The sequence below is a fragment of the Mycolicibacterium arcueilense genome (assembly GCF_058536225.1).
On record NZ_JBZTYL010000007.1, the window covers coordinates 1,648,029 to 1,669,100 of the forward strand.

Consider the following 21,072-nt stretch of genomic DNA (forward strand, 5'->3'; position numbering starts at 1 on the left):
GGCGTGCCTTTCAGTAGCTCGGGCAGATCACAGGGCCACCACGACGGTCTTGGTGGCTGTCACGGCATCGAGTGCCTCATAACCTTTTTCGCGGCCGTATCCGGACTTCTTGAAGCCGCCGAACGGGAGCTCGACGCCGCCGCCGGCGCCGTAGGTGTTGACGTACACCTGCCCGGCGACCACATCGGCGGCAAGTCGGTGGGCCCGGGACACGTCCCGCGTCCACAACGCAGCCAGCAACCCGTACTCGGTTCCGTTGGCCAGCGCGACCGCCTCCTGTTCGTCGTGAAAGCTGTTGACGGTCAGTACCGGGCCGAAGATCTCCTGCTGGGCGATCGGCGAGGCGGGATCGACGCCGTCGATCACGGTGGGGGCAAAGTAGGCGCCGTCGCCGAGTTCCTGGTCCTGCGGGGGTGCGCCGCCGCACAAGATCTCACCGGTGGCGTTGTCCGACACCAGATCGGTCACCCGCTGCTGCTGCTTTCGGGAGATCAGCGGACCCAGATCGCGATCGGCGATCCCGGGTCCGATGCTGACCTGCCGGAACCGGTCGAGCACCAGCTCAAGGAGCTCGTCGTGCACGGTCGTCTCGACGAGCAATCGCGATCCCGCCGAACACGTCTGGCCGGCGTTCTGCAGGATCGCCCTCGTGATGAAGTCGGCCGCGCGGGGCAGGTCTGCATCGGCGAAGACGATCTGTGGGGATTTCCCGCCGAGTTCCAGCACCACCGGAACCACCCGGTCTGCGGCGGCGCGGGCGATCTCGGAGCCGACGCGGGTTGACCCGACGAATCCGATGGCATCCACCCCGGGGTGTGCGGCCAGTGCGGCGCCGGCCTCGGCGCCGATCCCGGTGACCACGTTGACGATCCCGGCAGGCAGTCCCACCTCGACGGCGAGGCGGGCGAACTCGACTGCGGTGCGGGGTGTTTCATCGGCGGGTTTGAGCACCACGGTGTTACCCGCGGCGATCGCCGGTGCCACCGCACGGGCCAGCAGCTGCATCGGGTAGTTCCAGGCGATGATGTGGCCCGTGACCCCCAACGGCTCGCGCCGGGTGTAGACGTGCAGATCCTCGGTCAGTGGGATGGTCTGGCCGTAGTAGCTGTCGATCGCATGGGCGTAGAAACGGAAATACCGTGCGGCCACGGCGATGTCCGTGCGGGCCTGGCTCAGCGGTTTGCCGGTGTCCTCACATTCCAGCAGCGCCAGCCGCTCCCGGTGGCCGTCGATGACGTCGGCGATCGCACCGAGTGCGTCGGAGCGCTGTGCGGGCGCGGTCTTGCGCCACGCGCCGAACACCCGGTGCGCCGCGGTGACCGCCCGGTCGATCTCGTCGGCGCCGCCGCGTGCCACCGTCCCGATCGATCGGCCCGTCGCGGGATCGATGTTGTCGTACTGCTGCGCCGAGGGCACCGATGCGCCGTCGATGAATGATTGGGTCATCGCGGTCGTACCCCGTCGAGGAACAGCCGTACCAAGATCCGCATGCGTTTCTCCAGGTCGTCAGGATCCCAGGTCACGCCCCAGAGGGCGCCGGTGGCGGGTCCGCCGACGACCATGCTCAGGAACGCACCTCCCACCACGGCAGGGTCGTCGATCTCGATGATTCCGGCCTCGGCGTGGCGGGCGAGGACCTCGGCGATGAAGGTCAGCGCCGGCACGGTGCCCTGGTCATATACGAGCCGGAACAGGCGCGGGAAGCGATTGCCTTCCGCGTTGAGGATGCGCTGCAACGCGACGCCGGCCGGGCTGGTGATGCCCGCCAGCCGGATCCGGCCGATGGCGAGCAGGGTTTCCTCCAGGTCATCGGTCTCCGCGGCGCGTAGCGTCTCGATCGGGACCAGCCACCGGTCCACCGCACGTTGCACCGAGGCCTCGAACAGAGCGGCCTTGTCGGGGTAGAGGCCGTAGATGGTGCGCTTGGCCATGCCGGCGGCGGTCGCGATGCCGTCGATGGTGGCGCGCTCGAATCCATTCTCCAGAAACACTTCCAGCGCGCAGTCGAGCAACTCGACGTGGCGCTGCGCGGCCTGCTCCCGGGTGGGGCGGCCCACTTGACGAATTCGGTCCACGGCGTCACAGTAGCAGTAATGAAACGCACTAGGTGCTATTAATCGGGAGTTCTCCCAATTCCGTCAGGAGTCGCCATGACCGCAGTCGACCAACTCCTCGCCCTGCAGACCGCGCCGGATCGCTACGACATCGCACCCGCCGACGTGCGGCAGCTGCAGATCGACGCCGTCAACGAGCGGTTTGCCGTGCATGCCGATCAGATCCCGTTGCTGCGCAACCGCTCTCAGTCTGCGGACATCACCAAGGTGGTCGAGATCCAGGATCTGGTGCCGCTGCTGTTCGCCCACGGCGCCTACAAGAGCTACGCCCAGAACTGGCTGACCGACGGTCGATGGGACCGAATGGCCAAATGGGTGGGCACCGTCTCCACGTGTGATCCGGCGGGAGTCGACGTCGGCGGGGTCGCCGGTCTCGACGACTTCGTGACCCGGATGGAGTCCGTCGGCTGCTATCTGACCTGCTCCAGTGGCACCACCGGAAAGCCGGCCATGATCGCCTGCTCGGAGTCCGACCTCGACGTCGCCTCACGGGCCAATGTCACCGGATTGACCTGGGCCACCGGCATACCGGCCGACGGCACCCGCAAGCTGTTCGGCCTGGGGCCGCGCACCAACGTCGAGCGCAACGAACGCACCCGGATCGCGCTCGTCGAGGCGTTCTCTACCGAGGCCGACACCTATCAGCTGCCCGTCGACCCCATCTCGGTCGGCTCCATCATGGGCATGATCGACCTACGCCGCCGCATTGCCGACGGCACGGCCGGCCCCTCGGAGATCGCCGCGTTCGAAACCACCAGTGCCGGCCGGCAGAGCGCGATGGATACCGCCACCGCCGGTGCGGTCGATGAGCTGATCACCAGTCGGGAACGGCAACTCTTGCTGACCGGAATGTTCGCCTCTCTGTACCAGGTGGCTCAGGGGGTCCGGGCAAAAGGATTCTCCGGCAACGACTTCCGTGATGACACCGCGCTGCTGGTGGCCGGCGGGCTCAAAGGCGCCGCGCTGCCACCGGACTACCGGGAGTTCATCTTCGACACCTTCAACATCGCCGACGAGCGGGTGTACCACTTCTACACGATGCAGGAACTGAACACCCCATTCCCGAAATGCCGGGCCGGGCGCTACCACGTGCCGCCATGGGTGCTGCTGCTGCCACTCGACGAGCCGGGCGAGAACCTCGTCGACATCGCATCCGGACCGGTGCAGGCGCGCGGCGCATTCTTCGACCTGTCACTGGACGGCCGCTGGGGCGGGGTCATTTCCGGGGACCGCATCGACGCCGACTTCGGAGCCTGCGAGTGCGGGCATCAAGGTCCGACCGTCGGGCCGGACATCACCCGCTACGCCGATCTGGGTGGCGACAAGATCACCTGCTCGGGCACCATCGACGCCTACGTGCGGGGTGAGGCATGAGCCCGCTGAACGCCCCGTTCGTGATTCGCGGTGAGCTCGTCGAGGGTGACGCGGTCCGGCACACCTCCCGCGACCTGGGCATCGACTTCATCACGCCGGCAATCGATCTGGATGCCCTGATCACGCCCCGCACGCAACTGCCGCCACTGCTGGACGTGCCGCTGGCCGAGATCGTCGACTTCCTCGTCGAGACCGGCGAGCGCCTGGCGCTCGACGACAACCCGTACCTGCAGCGCTGCCTGGATCTGGTGGCCGAGACCAATCCGCTGCCGCGCCGGGTGGTGGAGAACCTGTACCGCACTGCTCCGGAGTTGCTGCGCCGCGACAGCCTGTGGGCACAGGTCGAATCGAACTTCGCCGACCCGGCGGTGCTCGACGGCTGGGTGAGCCGGACGGATGCGGCCGGCAACACCGGCGCGATCCGGGCCTTCCCGCCCCGCATGGTGCACATGCTGGCCGGCAATGCCCCGGCGGGCTGTATCGCCTCGATCGCCCAGGGCGCTCTGGTCAAGGCGGTCAACCTGTTCAAGATGCCGTCCTCGGACCCGTTCACCACCGCTGCGGTATTACGGACCATGGCCGAGATCGACGCCGATCATCCTGTGGTGCAGTCGATGTCGGCGGTGTACTGGGCCGGCGGTGACGAGGCGATCGAGCGCACCATCTACCGCCCGCAGTACTTCGACAAGATCGTGGCGTGGGGCGGTGGACCGGCCATCAACAACGTCATCCGCTACCTGGGGCCGGGAATTCAGCTGGTGTCGTTCGATCCCAAGAGCTCCATCTCGATGATCGGCCGTGAGGTGTTCGCCTCCGATGAGGTGCTGGCCGGGGTGGCCGAGCGGGTCGCCGCCGACACCTGCGTGTTCAACCAGGAGGCGTGTCTGGCGAGTCGATTCGTCTTCCTGGAGACCACCGATCCGGCCGAGGCCAGGCGGTTCTGCGCCGCGCTCTGGCCGCGACTGGGCGCCGACCGGTTGTTCGGGTCGGCCGTGGCGCCGTTGCCGCCCACCGACATCCGCGACGAGATCGAGGTGATGGGCGCGATGGGTGACGAACTCGAGGTGTTCGGCCGCTTCGACGGGCGCGGAATGGTGCTGCTTTCGGATACGCCGGTGGACTTCCATCCGTCGAACAAGGTCTCCAACGTGGTCATGGTGGCCTCGCTCGATGACGCGATCCGCCACGTCAACGTCGCGACCCAGACCATCGGTGTCTACCCCTATGAGCGCAAGGCCCAGCTGCGCGATGCGCTTGCCGGCGCGGGTGGTCAGCGGGTGTGCCGGGTGGGCACCGCCAATGGTCACGTGGTCGGTGGGCCACACGACGCGATGTACCCGTTGGCCCGGTTCGTGCACTGGATGGGTGACGACGACATTCTCACCGCTGACGCCAACGCGGCGCTGCCAATTGGTGCCGGGTAGCGCCACCTCAGCGGCGTACGCTGCCTCCATGTCTGCCTCGTCGCCAGTGTCAGTCCGGCGGCGGCCAGGTGTGGTCGAGTCGGTGATCAGTTGGGCAGTCTGGGCGGCGAACGGTCTGGCTGCCGTGTTGCTGACGTTCGCCGCGATCTTCCCGTTGGGGTTCAGTGGGGCGTTTCCCGATCAAGCCGATGAGGCCGGCAACCTGTTCGTCTGGGTTGTGCTCACCTGGGCGACCGTTGTGCTCGCGCCGATCGGCATGGCGGTCGGGCATTGGCGGCATTGGCACATCTGGTTCTGGCCGGTGCTGTGCACTGCCGCGGCGGCGAGAACGTTCGCGTTGCTGCAGGGACTGTAGGCGTCGTATCGAGTGCGGTGGGACCGGCCACGTAGACTGGAGGGCCGGAGTTTTAACCGGAAAAGGGGCGTACCTGCATGAGCGGCCATTCCAAGTGGGCCACCACCAAGCACAAGAAGGCCGTCATCGATGCCAAGCGCGGCAAGATGTTCGCCAAGCTGATCAAAAACATCGAGGTCGCGGCACGTGTCGGCGGGGGAGACCCGTCCGGTAACCCCACCCTCTACGACGCCATCCAGAAGGCGAAGAAGAGCTCGGTGCCCAACGACAACATCGAACGCGCCCGCAAGCGCGGCGGTGGTGAAGAGGCGGGTGGCGCCGACTGGCAGAACATCACCTACGAGGGTTACGGCCCCAACGGTGTGGCGGTGCTCATCGAGTGCCTCACCGACAACCGCAACCGCGCGGCCGGCGAGGTGCGGGTCGCGATGACCCGCAACGGCGGCAACATGGCGGACCCGGGCTCGGTGGCCTACCTCTTCTCCCGCAAGGGCGTGGTAACGCTGGAGAAGAACGGTCTGACCGAGGACGACGTGCTGATGGCCGTCCTGGAGGCCGGTGCCGAAGAGGTCAACGACCTCGGCGACGCCTTCGAGATCATCTCCGAGCCCACCGACCTGGTTGCGGTGCGCACCGCGCTGCAGGACGCCGGCATCGACTACGACTCGGCCGAGGCCAGCTTCCAGCCCTCGGTGAGTGTGCCCGTCGACCTCGAGGGCGCCCGTAAGGTGCTCAAGCTCGTCGATGCGCTGGAGGACAGCGACGACGTGCAGGACGTGTACACCAACATCGACATCCCCGACGATGTCGCTGCGCAGCTCGACGAGGAGTAGCCACTGCCCGAGCCGCCCCCGTTCAGCCCGACCGTCGGGTTGCTCACTGTCAGCCGAGTCTGGGAATCCGCGTTCACCGACGCGCTGAAACCCCTCGGACCTCCACCCGCAAGTACGGGCTGCTGGGGCATGTTCGGGGTAATCCGGGCATCTCGTTCAGTGAACTCGCGCGACGTTCGCGCATCACCGTGCAGAGTGCACACGCCGCGGTGGCATCGTTCGTCGGGGCGGGCCTGGTCGACGACGCGACGGCGCAAGCCGGTGCCGCGTCGACACTGCAGGTCACGGCAAAAGGCGCGGCACTGTTGGACCGGGCCGCCGAGGTAGTGACCACACTCGATGCGCAGTTCGCCGCCGAACACCCCGAACTCACCGAAGCGCTCCGCGCGTATATGACTCGGATCATGTCGGGTTCCCTCTAGCCTTCAGTTAGCCTGAAGGTTATGAGCTTCCGGCACTACCTTCGCCGGCCCCCGGCCGTCAGCGCCGCCGAGGCGGTCCGCCTCGTCGAGGAGGGCGCACTGGTCATCGATGTCCGCCGCGCGTTCGAGTGGAATCGGGTCCACATCCCGGCTGCGGTGCACATGCCGCTCGAGGAACTGCCCGAGCGTTGCCTGGACCTCCCTGACGACCGCCTGCTCATCACCTTCTGTACCGGCGGAATCCGGTCGGCAGGTGCGGCGAACCTGTTGGTGGAGAACGGTTTCGAGGCCGTCAACATGAGCGGTGGCCTGATCCACTGGCGTGCGGCGGGTGGACCGCTGACCGGGTGACGGTCAGTGCAGCGCCGCGTCGATGGGCGTCGACCCGGAAATCGCCTCGAAGGTCCGGCCTGCGGTCTCCGGCTCGTGCAGCACGGCGAGGAGCACCTGCGCGACGTCCTCACGGGGGATGCTGCCGCGTCCGGTGGATTCGGCGACCGTGACATTCCCGGTCCCGGCATCGTCGGTGAGTCCGCCCGGCCGCACGATCGTGGTGCGTAGGCCCGCGCGGGCCCGCACGTCGGCATCGGCTTCGGACTTGGCCCGCATATAGGCGCGGAACACTTCGTCATAGTTCTCGTCGAGCGAGCGATCGTCGGCCGCAAGCGCCGACACCATCACGTAGCGGCTCACGCCCGCGGCCTCGGCGGCATCGGCCAGCAGAATCGCGGCATCCCGGTCGACCGTCTGTTTGCGGCCCGCGCCGCTGCCCGGCCCCGCGCCCGCCGCGAACACCACGGCATCGGCGCCGCGCACGGCGTCGGCCACGTCGTCGACCGATGCACTCTCCAGGTCCAACACGACCGGGGTCGCCCCGGCCGCCTCCAGGTCCGCCGACTGGGCCGGGTTGCGGATGAGCCCGACTACCTCGTCCCCTCGTGCGGCCAGCAGCCGTTCGAGGATCAGGGCGATCTTTCCGTGTCCGCCCGCAATGACCACGCGCATTTCCGTACCTCCCACCGACACGGTAGCCGCGGCGCGCTCATCGGGTCAGGAAGCGGCCGATCTCCTCGGCGGTCCGTTCGGGTTGATCGAGCATGATCAGCACCCGGGCGTCCTCGATCTGGCGTAGCTGCCCATCGGGCAGCAGGTCGGCCAGTCGTCGCCCGTGCGCGGGTGGCATCACGGTGTTGTCGCTCCACAACACCAGAGCCGGGCCGGTGAAATCGGCGAGTGCGTTGGTGGCCCGGATCAACTCCGCCTTGTCGAATCGGCTGCGGCAGTAGCTGATCAGGTCGCGGCGGATCCGCCGGTCGGCCAGTGCGGCGTCGGTCCAGCCCTCGAAAATATGTTGGGGGATCGGCTTTTTCGACATCTCGCCCCACAGCATCGGTTGCCGGCGCAGCCACTCGATGCGCATCTGGCGCAGCGCGAAGGAGACGGTGCCGGTGGTGCGGCTGGCGAGCCACAGAACCTTGGCGTAGGGCGCCGGTGGGAAGTTGTCGAACGCCTCCGACGGGCAGATCACCAGCCGTGCCACCCGTTTGTCGCGTCCGGTGTCGGTGAGGAACAGCGGTCCGCCCCAGTCGCTGACGATCAGCGTGACGTCCGCCAGATCCAGGGCATCGAGGAAATCGGCGACGATGCCGAGCATCCCGTCCATCCTGAGATCCGCGTCCTCGCGCATCGGGATGCGGTGTCCACCCATCGGGAGTACCGGGAGCAGATATCGGAACCCCTCGGGTAGCAACGGCAGCGTCGTCGTCCACTGCGTGTCGTTCATCAAGAGTCCGTGCAGCAGCACCACCGGCGGGCCGGACGGATCCCCCTCTTCGCGATATTCGATGGTCCCCGCGGGCAGTTCCACTGATTTCATGGCGACCTTCCTGGCATTAGAACGTTGATTCTAGAATTTATGCTCTAGTGTGTCTGCAGGAGGTTCAGATGGCAAGGTCCACGCGGGAGACGATCCTGACCGCCACGGCCGAGCTGATGCGGCACAAGGGTTATGCGGCGGTCGGCATGAAGGACATCGTCGCGGCCTCCGGCGCCCCGATCGGGTCGCTCTATCACCATTTCCGGGGCGGCAAGCTGCAGATCGCCCGCGAGGCCCTGGTCGATGCGGGGACCGCCTACGGGCTGCTCATTCCGACCATCGTCGACGAGTACGACGACCTGGGCCGTGCGGTCGAGGGGGTGTTCAGCCAAGCCGCGGAGGACATGGCAGCCAGCGGTTACGCGAACATGTGCCCGGTCGGCACGGTGGCGGCCGAAACCTCCGACACGGTCGAGGAGTTGCGGGTCGTCGCGGCCGGGATTTTCACCGCATGGCTCGACGGTGGCGCCGCCTACTTCGTCCAGCGCGGCGTGGATCCGACGATGGCGCGTGACGTCACGATGGCAATCGTCGCCGCACTCGAAGGCGCGTTCATCCTGGCGCGCACGCTGCGTGACGTCGAACCACTGCTGGCTGCCGGCCGCGCACTCGCCCCGCAGTATCGGGGGCTCGCGCTGGGGGCGCGAGTGTTGACCGATACGGCGAATTGACCGCACGGCGCCCCTCGTTCACACGGTTACGGTGATCTCGAACGTTTGTGGGTGCGCAGGAGGACGGGGTCATGCAGTTGGTCAACGGGGCGGTGACCGACCCGCACGGGGTCGGTTGGACGGTGCGACGCAAGTGGATGTACGTCCCGGATACGTCGGGGGACTCCGACGGTGTGGTCGGGGCGATCTTCGCCATTGTCTGGCTGCTGGTTCTCCTGGCCTGGCCGTTCTGGTTCGCGGCGAAGTTCCTCGGGGTGTCGTGGACGATCGTGATCGAGCGGGCCGGCCGGGAAGTCGGCACCGAACGCGTCAGGGGTTGGCGGGCATCGGGGCGACGAATCGACCAGATCCGCCAGAGCATCCTCGGGGCCGACGTCTCGCACTACCGGTGACTGGCGTGTCCCTGCCACGCCCCGCCGACCCGGCCCGCTAGGCTATCGAACAGGTGTTCTGACGAAGGGGTTCGTGTGCGGGTGATGGGAGTGGATCCCGGGTTGACGCGCTGCGGCCTGTCCGTGGTCGAGAGCGGCAAGGGCCGGCAGGTCACCGCCCTCGATGTGGATGTGGTCCGCACCCCGGCCGACGCACCGCTGCAGAAGCGGCTGCTGGAGATCAGCAACGTCGCCGAGTACTGGATGGACACCCACCGCCCCGACGTGATCGCGATCGAGCGCGTCTTCGCCCAACAGAACGTGTCCACCGTGATGGGCACCGCCCAGGCCGGCGGAGTGATCGCCCTGGCCGCGGCCCGGCGCGACATCGAGGTGCACTTTCACACCCCCTCAGAGGTCAAGGCGGCGGTCACCGGAAACGGTCGTGCCGACAAGGCTCAGGTCACCGAGATGATCACCAGAATTCTTGCGCTGCAAGCCAAGCCGTCCCCAGCGGACGCCGCCGACGCGCTGGCCCTTGCCATCTGCCACTGCTGGCGCGCCCCGATGATCGAGCGCATGGCCGCCGCCGAGGCCATGGCGGCCGAACAACGCCGCAAGTACCAGGCCAGGTTGAAGGCCACCGCGAAGGCGGCCCGGGCATGATCGCCTCGGTGCGCGGCGAGGTCATCGACATCGCCCTCGACCATGCCGTGATCGAAGCCGCCGGTGTCGGCTACAAGGTGATGGCCACGCCCTCGACGCTGGCCAACCTGCGCCGTGGCACCGAATCACGGCTGATCACCGCGATGATCGTGCGCGAGGATTCGATGACGCTGTACGGGTTCGCCGATGGCGATGCCCGCGACCTGTTCCTGACGCTGCTCGGCGTCTCCGGCGTCGGCCCCAAGATCGCGTTGGCGACACTGGCTGTCTATGACCCCCAGGCCCTGCGGCAGGCGCTGGCCGACGGCGATGTGACGGCGCTGACCCGGGTTCCCGGTATCGGCAAGCGCGGCGCCGAACGCATGGTGCTGGAGCTGCGGGACAAGATCGGTCCGGTCACTCCGGGGGCCATCGGTGGGGCGATCGGCCACGCGGTGCGGGCTCCGGTGGTGGAAGCCCTTGTCGGACTTGGCTTTGCCGCCAAACAGGCCGAGGAGGCCACCGACAAGGTGCTGGCCAACGATCCCGAGGCCACCACGGCGTCCGCGCTGCGGGCCGCGCTGTCCATGTTGGGTAAGAAGTAATGGGCCGTTTCGACGACACCGAGGAACCTGATGAGCGGGAGGTCTCGCCGGCGCTGACGGTTGGTGAGGGCGACGTCGACGCCAGCCTGCGCCCGCGCTCCCTCGGAGAGTTCATCGGTCAGCCGCGGGTACGGGAGCAGCTACAGCTGGTCCTCGAGGGCGCCAAGAATCGCGGTGGCACACCGGATCACATCCTGCTGTCCGGTCCGCCCGGGCTGGGCAAGACCTCGCTGGCGATGATCATCGCGGCTGAGCTGGGCTCCTCGCTGCGGCTCACCTCGGGCCCCGCGCTGGAGCGCGCCGGTGACCTGGCGGCGATGCTGTCCAACCTCGTCGAGCACGACGTGCTGTTCATCGACGAGATCCACCGCATCGCCCGGCCGGCCGAGGAAATGCTGTACCTGGCGATGGAGGACTTCCGCGTCGACGTGGTGGTGGGTAAAGGCCCTGGTGCCACGTCGATCCCGCTCGAGGTCGCACCCTTCACGTTGGTGGGGGCCACCACCCGGTCCGGGGCGCTGACCGGCCCCCTGCGGGACCGCTTCGGGTTCACCGCGCACATGGACTTCTACGAGCCGGTCGAACTCGAGCGGGTACTGGCCCGGTCGGCCGGCATCCTCGGCATCGAGTTGGGTCGCGAGGCCGGCACCGAGATCGCCCGGCGCTCCCGCGGTACACCGCGTATCGCCAACAGGCTGCTGCGCCGGGTCCGGGACTACGCCGAGGTTCGCGCCGACGGAGTGATCACCCGCGACATCGCGAAGGCTGCGCTGGAGGTCTACGACGTCGACGAGCTCGGGCTGGATCGCCTGGACCGGGCCGTGCTGTCGGCGCTCACCCGTAGTTTCGGCGGTGGCCCGGTCGGGGTGTCGACGCTGGCGGTGGCCGTAGGCGAGGAGGCCACCACCGTCGAGGAAGTCTGCGAACCCTTCCTGGTGCGCGCCGGGATGGTGGCCCGCACCCCGCGGGGCCGGGTGGCCACGCCGCTGGCGTGGACTCATCTGGGTATGCAACCGCCGGTTACCGGACTGGGGCAGCCCGGCCTGTTTGAATAGACCGCATGGTCATCGCCGGTCTGGTGTTCGCCGCGCTCGCCGCGGTCCTGCATATCTACATCTTTGTGATGGAGTCGCTGACCTGGACTTCACCGCGTACCCGCGCCACCTTCGGCATCAGCGAGGAGGAGGCGCAGGCCACCAAGGAGCTCGCCTTCAACCAGGGCTTCTACAACCTGTTCCTCGCGATCGTCACGGTGATCGGGATCGTCGCGGTTGGCTTGGGGCACAACGCGGTTGGTGCCGCGCTGGTGTTCGCCGGCGTCGGGTCGATGCTGGCGGCGGCCGTCGTGCTGCTCACCAGCTCGCCGGACAAGGCGCGCGCCGCGGTAACCCAAGGTGCCTTCCCGCTGATCGCTGTCGTGTTGCTGGTGATCGGCCTGGTCTAGGCCGGCACCAGAGGCACCCCGCCGGAGCATGAGCATTTGACCCTCACGCGGCGTGAGGCACCAGTCTGTTCAACATGACGCAGGAGTTGCCGGTGGGCGAGCTCACCGTGGGCCAGGTGGCCGAGCGATTTGGCATCACGGTCAGGACACTTCATCACTACGACGAGATCGGGTTGTTGACCCCGACCCGGCGTGGCGCCTCGGGATACCGGGTGTACACATCGTCAGACCTGACGCGATTGTCCCAGATCATCGTCTACCGCCGGCTCGAGTTCACTCTTGATGAGATCGCGATGCTGCTGGACGAGGGTGATGAGGTCAGTCACCTGGTCCGTCAGCGCGAACGCGTCATGACCCGCCTCGACGAGATGAAGGACCTCGTCGAGGCCATCGACCAGGCATTGGAGAAGGCAATGACGAACACCCCCATGACCGATGACGATATGCGCGAACTCTTCGGCGAGGACTTCGACGACTATCAGGCGGAGGTCGAACAGAAGTGGGGCGAGACGGCGGAGTGGAAGGAGTCGCAGCGTCGAACGAAGGCTTACGGCAAGGACGAGTGGATCCAGATCAAAGCCGAAGGAGAAGCCGTCGAGCAGGCCCTGTCCGACGCGTTCCGCAACGGACTACCCGCCGACTCCGACGCGGCAATGGATGCAGCCGAGCGGCATCGGCTCCACGTGAACCGCTGGTTCTATGACTGCCCGAGCGAGTTCCACCGCAAGTTGGGAGACCTGTACGTGAGCGACCCAGCATACGTCGCAAAGTACGACGAATCCTTCGCGCTTCCGGGCTTGGCGGCATTCTGTCGCGACGCGATTCATGCGAATGCGGACCGAGCTGATCGCTGACGCGACACAGCTTCCGCGGCCGCCCTAGATACTGATTGGCCGCGGTCCTGGATAAGGACCGCGGCCGCTCAGGGGATTCTTCCCTTGTGGGGAAGTCTATTTACAGCAATCCGAGCAGCTTCAGATCGCTGATGTACTTCACGATGACCTCGCGGGTGACATGCGGGATGTCCTTGTCCGGGCCGATCTTCGCGTCCTGCACGGCGGCACGGAACACATCGGTCGGTGCCATCGCGCCGTGCACCGGCATGCCGGGCTGCTGGTAGTTGTGCAGCAGCGGCAGCAGCGAGGCCTGACGTTGCTTGTCGGGCAACGCCCGCAACGTGGTCTCGAAGCGGGACAACCACTCTTGGTAGTCCTCGACACGCTGGATCGGGTAGCCGGCCTCGACGAGCCAGTCGACGAACTCGTCCATGCCGAGGCCGTCATCGTGCGGGTTCATCACGTGGTAGGTCTCGAAGCCGTCCTGGACATGGGCGCCCAGGGTGGAGATGGCCTCGGCGATGAACTCGACGGGCAGGCCGTCGTAGTGCGAGCGCTGGCGGTTGCCGTCCGCGTCGAGCTGGTTGAAGGACTTCGGCGCGACACCGGTCGCGACGAGGCTGAACATCATGCGGGTGAACATGTCCGGAAGGTTCAACTGTCCGGCATAGGTGGTGTCGGCCAGGATCATGTCGCAGCGGAACACCGTCACCGGCAGGCCGGCCAGATCGTGGGCTTCCCGCAGCAGGACCTCACCGGCCCACTTGCTGTTGCCGTACCCGTTGGCGTAGCCGTCGTCGACGCTTCGGGTCGCGCTGATCTCGCGGATATCGGCATCCTCCACGAACTGCCCTGGCGCGATGCCGCCGCCCACGCCGATCGTCGACACGTACGCGAACGGCTTGATCCGCGTGGTGAGCGCGATCCGGATGAGCTCGGCAGTGCCAAGTGCGTTGGGGCCGAACAGTTCGCTGTAGGGCAGCACGTGGTTGACCAGCGCGGCCGGGTCGACGATGAAGTCGACGGTGTCGGCCAGGCGCTGCCAGGTCGCCGGGTCGAGACCCAGGTCGGCCTCGCCCTTGTCGCCGGCGATCACTTCGAGATGGTCGGCGGCCAGATCCTGATAGTGGGCAAGCAGTTTCGGGTCCCCGCTGTCGAACGTCTTGTCGAGGCGCGCGCGGGCTTCCTCGTCAGACTTGGCGCGCACCAGGCAGATGACCTTGCCGTCGACCAGATCCATGTGCTCCAGCCACTCCAGGGCGAGGTAACGACCCAGGAAACCGGTTGCGCCGGTGAGTAGTACGGTGCGGATCTCGCTGACCGGACCGGGCAGGCCCGGTGCGGCGGCCAACGTCGCGGCGTCGATGAACTTGTCCAGTGTCAGATCGGACGCGTGGACCTCGGTCGCGTTGCGACCGTGCACCGAGGTGAAGGTCGGCCGCAAATTGGTACCGGAGCGCTGAGCCTCGATGTACTCGGCGATGGTCCGAAGGTCCGATGCCGGGCTGACGATGGCCGACACGGGCACCTCGACGTCGAAGATCTCCTGGAGCAGGTTTCCGAAGGTCAACGCGGACAGCGAATCCCCGCCCAGATCGGTGAAGTGGGCTTCGGGTGCGAGATCGGTTGTCGCGGCACCCAACAGGGCCCCGGCGGCCCGGCTCACGGTGTCGAGCACGGGAGCCTGAGCGCCGTTGCGCCGCAGCTCGCTCAGCTCATTGGCCTGTCCTTCGGCCAGTTCGGTGTACAGCTCCTCCAAACGCTCGCCGTAGTGACTCTTCAGGTTGGGACGGGCCAGCTTGCGGATACCGGTCAGCAGACCGTTCTCCAGGCTGAACGGTGTGGTCTCTACAAGAAAATCCCGAGGAACCTCGTAACTTTGCAACCCGGCGGTGCGGGCCGCTTCCTGAAGCGAATCGCCGATCGCCTGCTTCGAGGCGGTGGGATCGGTGGGCACCACGACGGCCAGCAGATACGAGCGGGCGCTGTTGCCGTAGATGAAGATCTGGCGCACCAGCGGGCTGTCCCCGAAGACCGCCTCCAGCTTGGACACGGTGACGAACTCGCCCTGCGAAAGCTTCAGGACGTTGTTGCGCCGGTCGAGGTACTCGACGTGATCGGGGCCGAGTTCGGCCACGATGTCGCCGGTGCGGTAATAGCCGTCCTCGTCGAACATCTCGGCAGTGATCTCCGGACGCTTGTAGTAGCCGGGGAACATCTGCTCGGACTTCACCAGGAGCTCACCGCGCGGATGGGGCTGGTCGGTGCGGAAGTAGCCCAGATCTGGGACGTCGACCAGCTTGTAGTCGATCACCGGCGGACGCTGGATGTACCCGTCGACGAAGACCGAGCCGGCCTCGGTCGAGCCGTAGCCCTCCAACAGGTGCATGTCGAGCAGGCGCTCGACCCACGTCTTCATCTCGGCCGAGATCGGCGCGGAGCCGGTCATCGCGGAGACGAACCGCCCGCCCAGAAGGTCCTCACGGACCTCGGCGAGCACCCGGTCTTCGACGGCGGACTCGTCGCCCGCGGAGCGGTCGCGACGGCTCTGGTACTCCTGGAACAGCATGTCCCAGATCCGCGGCACGAAGCTGAGCTGCGTGGGCCGCACCAGGGCGAGATCGTCCAGGAAGGTCGACAGGTCGCTGCGCGCGGCGAAATAGGCGGTGCCGCCCGAGCTCAGCGTGCCGATCAGGATGCCGCGGCCCATGACGTGGCTCATCGGCATGAAGTTGAGGGTGATCGCGGGCAGGGCGGCCTGGTTTTCGTCCCAAGTGGCCTTGGTGGCGATCTGCCACATGTTGGCGACCTTGCTCTCCGGGTACATGGCGCCCTTGGGGGTGCCGGTGCTGCCGGAGGTGTAGATCAGCATGGCCAGCGGGTCGGCGTGGCCAGAGACGTACAGCGGCGCGTCGGCCAGCGACCGGCCACGGTCCAGGACGTCGGCCAGCGGCTCGACGACAACATCGGTGCCGGTGAGCGCGGACTTGGCGGCCTCGAAGGATTCGCGCTGCTCGTCGACCTGGGGCCGGTAGTCGAAGACCACCAGGCGCCGGGGCGCGGGTCCGGAGCGCACCAATTCGACTGCGTCGTCGAGGAAATCGATGCTCGCCGCGATCACGGCCGGTTCGGTCTCGGCGACGATGGGGCGCAGGGTGGTGACCGGGGCGCTGGTCTGCAGTGGCACGGACACGGCGCCGAGCTCGATCAGCGCGGTATCGATGGTGGTGTAGTCCACGCTCGTGAAGCCGAGGATGGCGACGCGGTCGCCGGGCTTCACGGGGTGGTTGTGCCAGGCGTTGGTCACCGCTTGGACGCGGTCGCCCAACTGGCGGTAGGTGATGGTTTCAAAACGGGGGAGCAGCTGGGCCGACGTGCGGCCAGCGGCGTCGGTGACGAACTCGACGGCGCGCTGCCCGAGGGCGGGGCGGTCGGCGTATCCGGCGAAGATGCCTTTGACGACGGCGGGTAACCGCAGCTCAGGCTGGGCGACGGCGGCGTTGACGGCGTCGCTGGGGCGGGCGTCGGCAAACTGGGCGTCGGTGTCATACAGGCGTGCGATGCGGCGTTGCAGCCGGTCCTCGCGTGTTTCGGTGGTCATATCAGTCCCCTGAGCAAATCAAAATAACTATGGTCGGCACGTTTGCCGCGCCTACTAATTACTACGTTAGTAAAACTAATTATATTTCGAGATGCCAGTCCGACGGCTGCGAGATGCGTCACGCCGACGTGCGCCCGCCCCACCGCGATGTGGGACGGGCGCACGGGGGACTAGAGCAGGCCGAGCTGCTGCAGGTTGGTGATGTACTTGACGATCACCGCCGGGCTGACGTGAGGGATGTCCTTGTCCGGCCCGATCTTGGCGTCCTGCACGGCGGCCCGGAAGTGGTCCGTCGGGGCCAGGGCGCCCAACATCGGCCGCTCGGGCTTCTGGTAGTTGTGTAGCAGCGGCAGCAGGGAGGCCTGACGCTGCTTGTCCGGCAGGGCGCGCAGGGTGCTCTCGAAGCGCTGGATCCACTGCCCGTAGTCAGCGATCCGCTCGATCGCGTAGCCCGCCTCGATCAGCCAGTCGGTGAACTCGTCCATGCCGAGGCCGTCGTCGTAGGGGTTCATCACGTGGTAGGTCTCGAAGCTCTCCACGGACTGCCCGCCCAGGGTTGAGATCGACTCGGCGATGAACTCCACCGGCAGACCGTCGTAGTGCGAGCGCTGGCGGTTGCCGTCGGTGTCCAGTTCGTAAAAAGACTTCGGTGCGATACCGCTGGCGACGAGGCTGAACATCATCCGGGTGAACATGTCCGGCAGGTTCAGCTGACCCGAGTACGTCGTATCGGCCAGGATCATGTCGCAACGGAACACCGCCACCGGCAGCCCGCAGAGATCGTTGGCCTCGCGCAACAGGACCTCGCCGGCCCACTTGCTGTTGCCGTACCCGTTGGCGTAGCCGTCGTTGATCGCGCGGACCGCGCTCATCTGGCGGACATCGACGTTCTCGACGAACTTCCCGGGCTCGATCTGATCGCCCACGCCGATGGTCGACACGTACGTGTACGGCTTGATCTTCGTGGTGAGCGCGATCTTGATCAGCTCGGCAGTCCCCAGCGCATTGGGTCCGAACAGCTCGCTGTAGGGCAGCACGTGGTTGACCAGTGCAGCTGGATCGACGATCAGGTCGACGTCGTCGGCGAGTCGCTGCCAGGTCTGCTGGTCAAGGCCGAGGTTCTCCTCGCCCTTGTCACCGGCGATCACCTCGAGGTGGTCGGCGGCCAATTCCTGGTAGTGCGCAAGGAGTTTCGCGTCGCCGCTATCGAAGGTGGCGTCGAGCCGGGCCCAGGCCTCCTCGTCGGACTTGGCTCGCACCAGCGCGATGACCTTGCCGTCGACCAGGTCCATGCGCTCCAGCCACTCCAGGGCCAGGTAGCGCCCGAGGAAGCCGGTGGCGCCGGTCAGCAGCACGGTGCGGACCTCGGCCGGAGCCTTGGGCAGACCCGGGGCGGCGGCCAGGGTTGCGGCGTCGAGGAACTTGTCCAGCGTGAGATCGGAGGCACTCACTTCGGCGGCGTGCCTGCCGTGCACCGACGCATAGGTCGGGCGCTGGGACCCGTTGCGCTGCGTTTCGATGTAGGCGGCGATCCCGGTCAGATCGGTGGCCGGGCTGACGATCACGCCGACCGGCACGTCCACATCGAAGATCTCCCGCAGCAGATTGCCGAAGGTCAACGCGGACAACGAGTCTCCGCCCAGATCGGTGAAGTGGGCGTCCGGCGCCAGGTCTGACGCCGAAGCGCCGAGCAGGGCGCCTGCGGCCCGGCTCACGGTCTCCAGCACGGGGGCGTCGGCACTCAAGGAGCGCAGTGCCCGAAGTTCACCGGCCTGCGTCTCGGCAAGTTCGGTGTAGAGCTGCTCGAGGCGCTCGCCGTAGTGTGCCTTCAACTTCGGCCAGGCCAGCTTGCGGATGCCGGTCAGCAGACCGTTCTCCAGGCTGAAAGGCGTTGTCTCGAGGATGAAGTCGCGCGGAACCTCGTAACTCTGCAGATCGGCTTCGCGGGCAACCTCTTGCAGGGATTCGCTGATTGCTTCCTTGGACACGCTTGCGTCGGTGGGCACCACCACGGCCAGCAGGTAGGGCTGCGCGCTGTTGCCGTAGACGTAGATCTGTTGCACCAGTGGGCTGTTGCCGAACACCGCCTCCAGCTTGGCGAGTGTGACGAACTCACCCTGGGCGAGCTTGAGCACGTTATTGCGGCGGTCGACGTAGCGCAGCTGGTCCGGACCGATCTCGGCGACCACGTCGCCGGTCCGGTAGAAACCGTCCTCGTCGAACACGGACGCGGTGACCTCGGGGCGCTTGTAGTAGCCGGGGAACAGGTTCTCGGTCTTGAGCAGCAACTCGCCGCGGGGGTACGGCTGATCGGTGCCGAAGTAGCCCAGATCGGGGACGTCGACGAGCTTGTAGTCGATCACCGGCGGGCGCTGGGCGACCCCGTCGAACAGCGCCATGCCGGCCTCGGTCGAGCCGTAACCCTCGAGCAGGTGGATGCCGAGCATGTCCTCGGTCCAGGTCTTGAGCTCGGCGGAGATGGGTGCCGAGCCGGTCATGGCGGCGACGAAGCGTCCGCCGAGGACGTTGTCCCGCACCTCGGCCAGCACCTCGGCCTCGACGGCCTCACGGTCCGCGCCACCCTCGGCCAGACGGTGGTCCACCCGACTCTGGAACTCGCTGTGGATCATCTCCCACACGCGCGGAACGAAATTCAGTTCGGTGGGCCGCACCAGGGCGAGGTCCTCCAGAAGCGTCGACAGGTCGCTGCGGGCCGCGAAGTAGCAGGTGCCGCCGGCGGCGAGCGAGGCGTACAGGATGCCGCGGCCCATCACATGGCTCATCGGCATGAAGCTGAGGTTGATCGCCGAGCTGACCGGTCCGAGCCACGCCTTGCTGTTGCGCCGCCAGAATTTGCCGACCGAGCTCTGCAGGTACATCGCGCCCTTGGGGGCGCCGGTGCTGCCCGAGGTGTAGATCAGCAGCGCGAGCGGGTCGGTGCCGTCAGCCTTGGGCGTCTCGGGAGAGGGAAGGTCGGCGCCGCGGGCCAGCAGGTCGGCCAGGGTCTCGACGGCGACGCCGGCGCCGGCCAGCCGCTCGGCGGCCGATGTCACGGCGTCGCGGTGGTCGTCGATCTCGGCGTGGTGGTCGAAGACGACCACCCGAGCCGGAGCGTGGGCGGTGAGCGCCAGTTCGACGGCATCGGCGACGTGGTCGACACTCGCGGCGATCACAGTCGGTTCGGTCTCGGTCACGATGGGCGCCAGCGACTCGGGTGAGGAGCTGGTCTGCAGGGGCACCGACACCGCGCCGATCTGGCCGAGAGCCGTGTCGATCACGGTGTAGTCAGCGCTGGTGAAACCCAGGACGGCGACCCGGTCGCCCGCCTTGACGCCGGAATCGTGCAAGGCCGCACCGAAGGCGCGCACCCGGTCCCACAGTTGTCCGTAGGTGATGGTGTCGAACCGGGGGAGCAGGCGGGCGGTGGTCCGACCGGTGGCCGGGTCGGCGACGAATTCCTGCGCGCGTTCCCCGAGCGCGGGCCGATCGGCGTAACCCTGCAGGAGGGTCTGGACGATCTCGGGCAGAAGGAGGCCGGGGACGTCTACGGCGGCGGTGACGGTGTCGCTCGGTATCGCGGCGGCGAACTGTGGATCGGTAGCGGTCAGATCGGCGATGCGGATCGCCAGTTGCTCCTCGCGAGTATCAAACGACATCAAAAACCCTCTTTACAGATAGCGGAAATAGTCACCGGCGCGACGTTGCACCACCCGACTACTACGTTAGTGAAGCTAAACTTATTTCCGGAAAACCAGCTTCTCAGCTGTCAATGTGCTGTGAGTCTGGTCGTTCCTGCGAATATCCCGAGGGCGGGCTGCTAACCGAATCAGCGGATTACCGGAACCGCGGTCTGGGGAGGCGTCCGGCCGGCGAGCGCCTCCACCGCCGTCGCGGGATCCGGGACCGCGATCAGCAGGTCGCGGGTCGCAGCCAGGGCCGCCGCCGATGGCGCCACTCCGCCGACAGCGTCGGCCAGGTCGAGTAGATGCACGGTGGCTTCCAACAGTGCGACCTCGGCAACCACCCCGAGTGTGGTGCTGCCGACAACCGGATAGCGGATCACCGTCTCGCCTGCCCGGGTCATTTCGGGCATCCGGCGCAGCCGGTCCGCGGCGTCGAGGAATCGTGCCGATGCTGCCGCAGGACGCACTGTCGAGGCCTCATGCACGGCCTGTGCGGCGATGCGGTCGGCCGTGGTGTTGGCGACGCCGTCGGGCTGGTTGAAGATGCGCAGCAACTCGGCAGCGTCGGTCACTGCGGGCGGGCCGTCCGCCCGCGCCCCGGCGAGTGCGCTGAACGTCGATGCCTCCGGGCAGACATGGGCAACCAGCGACTGCACATCCCAGGCCTCACACCGGGTGGTGGTTCGCCACTGTGTCGCGGTGAGCTCGGCACACCGCTGGCCCCAACGTTCCCAGGCGTCGGCCAACGTGTCGCGCAATAACCTTCCGACGAGACGCATGCCTTCACCCTAGGAGCGTTATTCCCGCTTGAGTTCGGG

At 67.0% G+C, this 21,072-nt stretch carries 19 protein-coding genes and 1 pseudogene; 13 read left to right on the forward strand and 7 right to left on the reverse strand.

All coding sequences use genetic code 11. The features are described from left to right. Positions 1 to 27: 27 nt before the first annotated feature. Complete coding sequence (locus AC4LGL_RS12335) at positions 28 to 1,446, reverse strand: aldehyde dehydrogenase family protein (protein WP_491838929.1); 1,419 nt, start codon at positions 1,444 to 1,446, stop codon at positions 28 to 30. Beyond that, a complete protein-coding gene (locus AC4LGL_RS12340) occupies positions 1,443 to 2,075 on the reverse strand; it encodes a TetR/AcrR family transcriptional regulator (protein WP_491838930.1) in 633 nt (210 codons plus the stop codon). The genes AC4LGL_RS12335 and AC4LGL_RS12340 overlap by 4 nt, the downstream gene beginning before the upstream one ends. 75 nt (positions 2,076 to 2,150) lie before the next feature. Here AC4LGL_RS12340 and AC4LGL_RS12345 point away from each other — a divergent pair, with 75 nt between their 5' ends. The 6 genes and pseudogenes from AC4LGL_RS12345 (at position 2,151) to AC4LGL_RS12370 (ending at position 6,873) form a co-directional block, all read left to right on the forward strand. Beyond that, positions 2,151 to 3,488 carry a long-chain-fatty-acid--protein ligase gene (locus AC4LGL_RS12345; protein ID WP_491838931.1) on the forward strand — a complete coding sequence of 446 codons (1,338 nt, stop codon included), beginning with the start codon at positions 2,151 to 2,153 and terminating at the stop codon, positions 3,486 to 3,488. Next, positions 3,485 to 4,912: an acyl-CoA reductase gene (locus AC4LGL_RS12350; protein WP_491838932.1), complete on the forward strand. Its 1,428-nt coding sequence runs from the start codon at positions 3,485 to 3,487 to the stop codon at positions 4,910 to 4,912. Before AC4LGL_RS12345 ends, AC4LGL_RS12350 begins: the two co-directional genes overlap by 4 nt. A gap of 28 nt (positions 4,913 to 4,940) precedes the next feature. Then, entirely contained in the window at positions 4,941 to 5,267 is a 327-nt protein-coding gene (locus AC4LGL_RS12355; protein ID WP_491838933.1) for a hypothetical protein, read from the forward strand. 77 nt (positions 5,268 to 5,344) lie between these two features. Next, positions 5,345 to 6,100: a YebC/PmpR family DNA-binding transcriptional regulator gene (locus AC4LGL_RS12360; RefSeq protein ID WP_064886608.1), complete on the forward strand. Its 756-nt coding sequence runs from the start codon at positions 5,345 to 5,347 to the stop codon at positions 6,098 to 6,100. Between the two features lie 3 nt (positions 6,101 to 6,103). Continuing rightward, positions 6,104 to 6,522: pseudogene (locus tag AC4LGL_RS12365) on the forward strand (MarR family winged helix-turn-helix transcriptional regulator). Between the two features lie 21 nt (positions 6,523 to 6,543). Beyond that, positions 6,544 to 6,873, forward strand: coding sequence for a rhodanese-like domain-containing protein (locus tag AC4LGL_RS12370; RefSeq protein WP_491838934.1), 330 nt, complete (start codon positions 6,544 to 6,546; stop codon positions 6,871 to 6,873). Between the two features lie 3 nt (positions 6,874 to 6,876). On the opposite strand, the gene AC4LGL_RS12375 is transcribed toward AC4LGL_RS12370, so the two are convergent. Together AC4LGL_RS12375 and AC4LGL_RS12380 are read right to left on the reverse strand one after the other, a co-directional pair. Further along, positions 6,877 to 7,527: an SDR family oxidoreductase gene (locus tag AC4LGL_RS12375; protein ID WP_491838935.1), complete on the reverse strand. Its 651-nt coding sequence runs from the start codon at positions 7,525 to 7,527 to the stop codon at positions 6,877 to 6,879. A gap of 37 nt (positions 7,528 to 7,564) precedes the next feature. Next, on the reverse strand, positions 7,565 to 8,398 hold the full coding sequence (locus tag AC4LGL_RS12380) for an alpha/beta fold hydrolase (protein ID WP_491838936.1): 834 nt from the start codon (positions 8,396 to 8,398) through the stop codon (positions 7,565 to 7,567). A gap of 68 nt (positions 8,399 to 8,466) precedes the next feature. Between AC4LGL_RS12380 and AC4LGL_RS12385 the strand changes: the two genes are divergently transcribed. From AC4LGL_RS12385 to AC4LGL_RS12415, 7 genes are all read left to right on the forward strand, one after another. Further along, positions 8,467 to 9,069, forward strand: coding sequence for a TetR/AcrR family transcriptional regulator (locus AC4LGL_RS12385; RefSeq protein ID WP_491838937.1), 603 nt, complete (start codon positions 8,467 to 8,469; stop codon positions 9,067 to 9,069). A 71-nt stretch (positions 9,070 to 9,140) separates the two neighbouring features. Continuing rightward, on the forward strand, positions 9,141 to 9,461 hold the full coding sequence (locus tag AC4LGL_RS12390) for a hypothetical protein (RefSeq protein ID WP_491838938.1): 321 nt from the start codon (positions 9,141 to 9,143) through the stop codon (positions 9,459 to 9,461). Positions 9,462 to 9,536: 75 nt separating this feature from the next. After that, complete coding sequence (ruvC, locus tag AC4LGL_RS12395; RefSeq protein WP_064929840.1) at positions 9,537 to 10,106, forward strand: crossover junction endodeoxyribonuclease RuvC; 570 nt, start codon at positions 9,537 to 9,539, stop codon at positions 10,104 to 10,106. Continuing rightward, on the forward strand, positions 10,103 to 10,690 hold the full coding sequence (gene ruvA / locus AC4LGL_RS12400) for a Holliday junction branch migration protein RuvA (protein ID WP_491838939.1): 588 nt from the start codon (positions 10,103 to 10,105) through the stop codon (positions 10,688 to 10,690). The genes ruvC and ruvA overlap by 4 nt, the downstream gene beginning before the upstream one ends. Continuing rightward, the gene (ruvB, locus tag AC4LGL_RS12405; protein WP_491838940.1) at positions 10,690 to 11,745 is read left to right on the forward strand and encodes a Holliday junction branch migration DNA helicase RuvB; all 1,056 of its coding nucleotides are present in this window, start codon (positions 10,690 to 10,692) and stop codon (positions 11,743 to 11,745) included. Before ruvA ends, ruvB begins: the two co-directional genes overlap by 1 nt. A 5-nt stretch (positions 11,746 to 11,750) precedes the next feature. Then, positions 11,751 to 12,134: a DUF1304 domain-containing protein gene (locus tag AC4LGL_RS12410; protein ID WP_491838941.1), complete on the forward strand. Its 384-nt coding sequence runs from the start codon at positions 11,751 to 11,753 to the stop codon at positions 12,132 to 12,134. Between the two features lie 74 nt (positions 12,135 to 12,208). Beyond that, positions 12,209 to 12,988: a MerR family transcriptional regulator gene (locus AC4LGL_RS12415; protein WP_491838942.1), complete on the forward strand. Its 780-nt coding sequence runs from the start codon at positions 12,209 to 12,211 to the stop codon at positions 12,986 to 12,988. 100 nt (positions 12,989 to 13,088) lie between these two features. Here AC4LGL_RS12415 and car (AC4LGL_RS12420) read toward each other — a convergent pair whose 3' ends face one another. The 3 genes from car (AC4LGL_RS12420) to AC4LGL_RS12430 all read right to left on the reverse strand — a co-directional run bounded on the left by car (AC4LGL_RS12420) (position 13,089) and on the right by AC4LGL_RS12430 (position 21,033). After that, positions 13,089 to 16,571 (reverse strand): carboxylic acid reductase, encoded by a 3,483-nt coding sequence (car, locus tag AC4LGL_RS12420; protein ID WP_491838943.1) that lies wholly within the window; start codon positions 16,569 to 16,571, stop codon positions 13,089 to 13,091. Between the two features lie 170 nt (positions 16,572 to 16,741). Then, entirely contained in the window at positions 16,742 to 20,227 is a 3,486-nt protein-coding gene (gene car / locus AC4LGL_RS12425) for a carboxylic acid reductase (RefSeq protein ID WP_491838944.1), read from the reverse strand. Positions 20,228 to 20,397: 170 nt separating this feature from the next. Beyond that, positions 20,398 to 21,033: a maleylpyruvate isomerase N-terminal domain-containing protein gene (locus AC4LGL_RS12430; RefSeq protein WP_491838945.1), complete on the reverse strand. Its 636-nt coding sequence runs from the start codon at positions 21,031 to 21,033 to the stop codon at positions 20,398 to 20,400. Between the last annotated feature and the right edge of the window lie 39 nt (positions 21,034 to 21,072).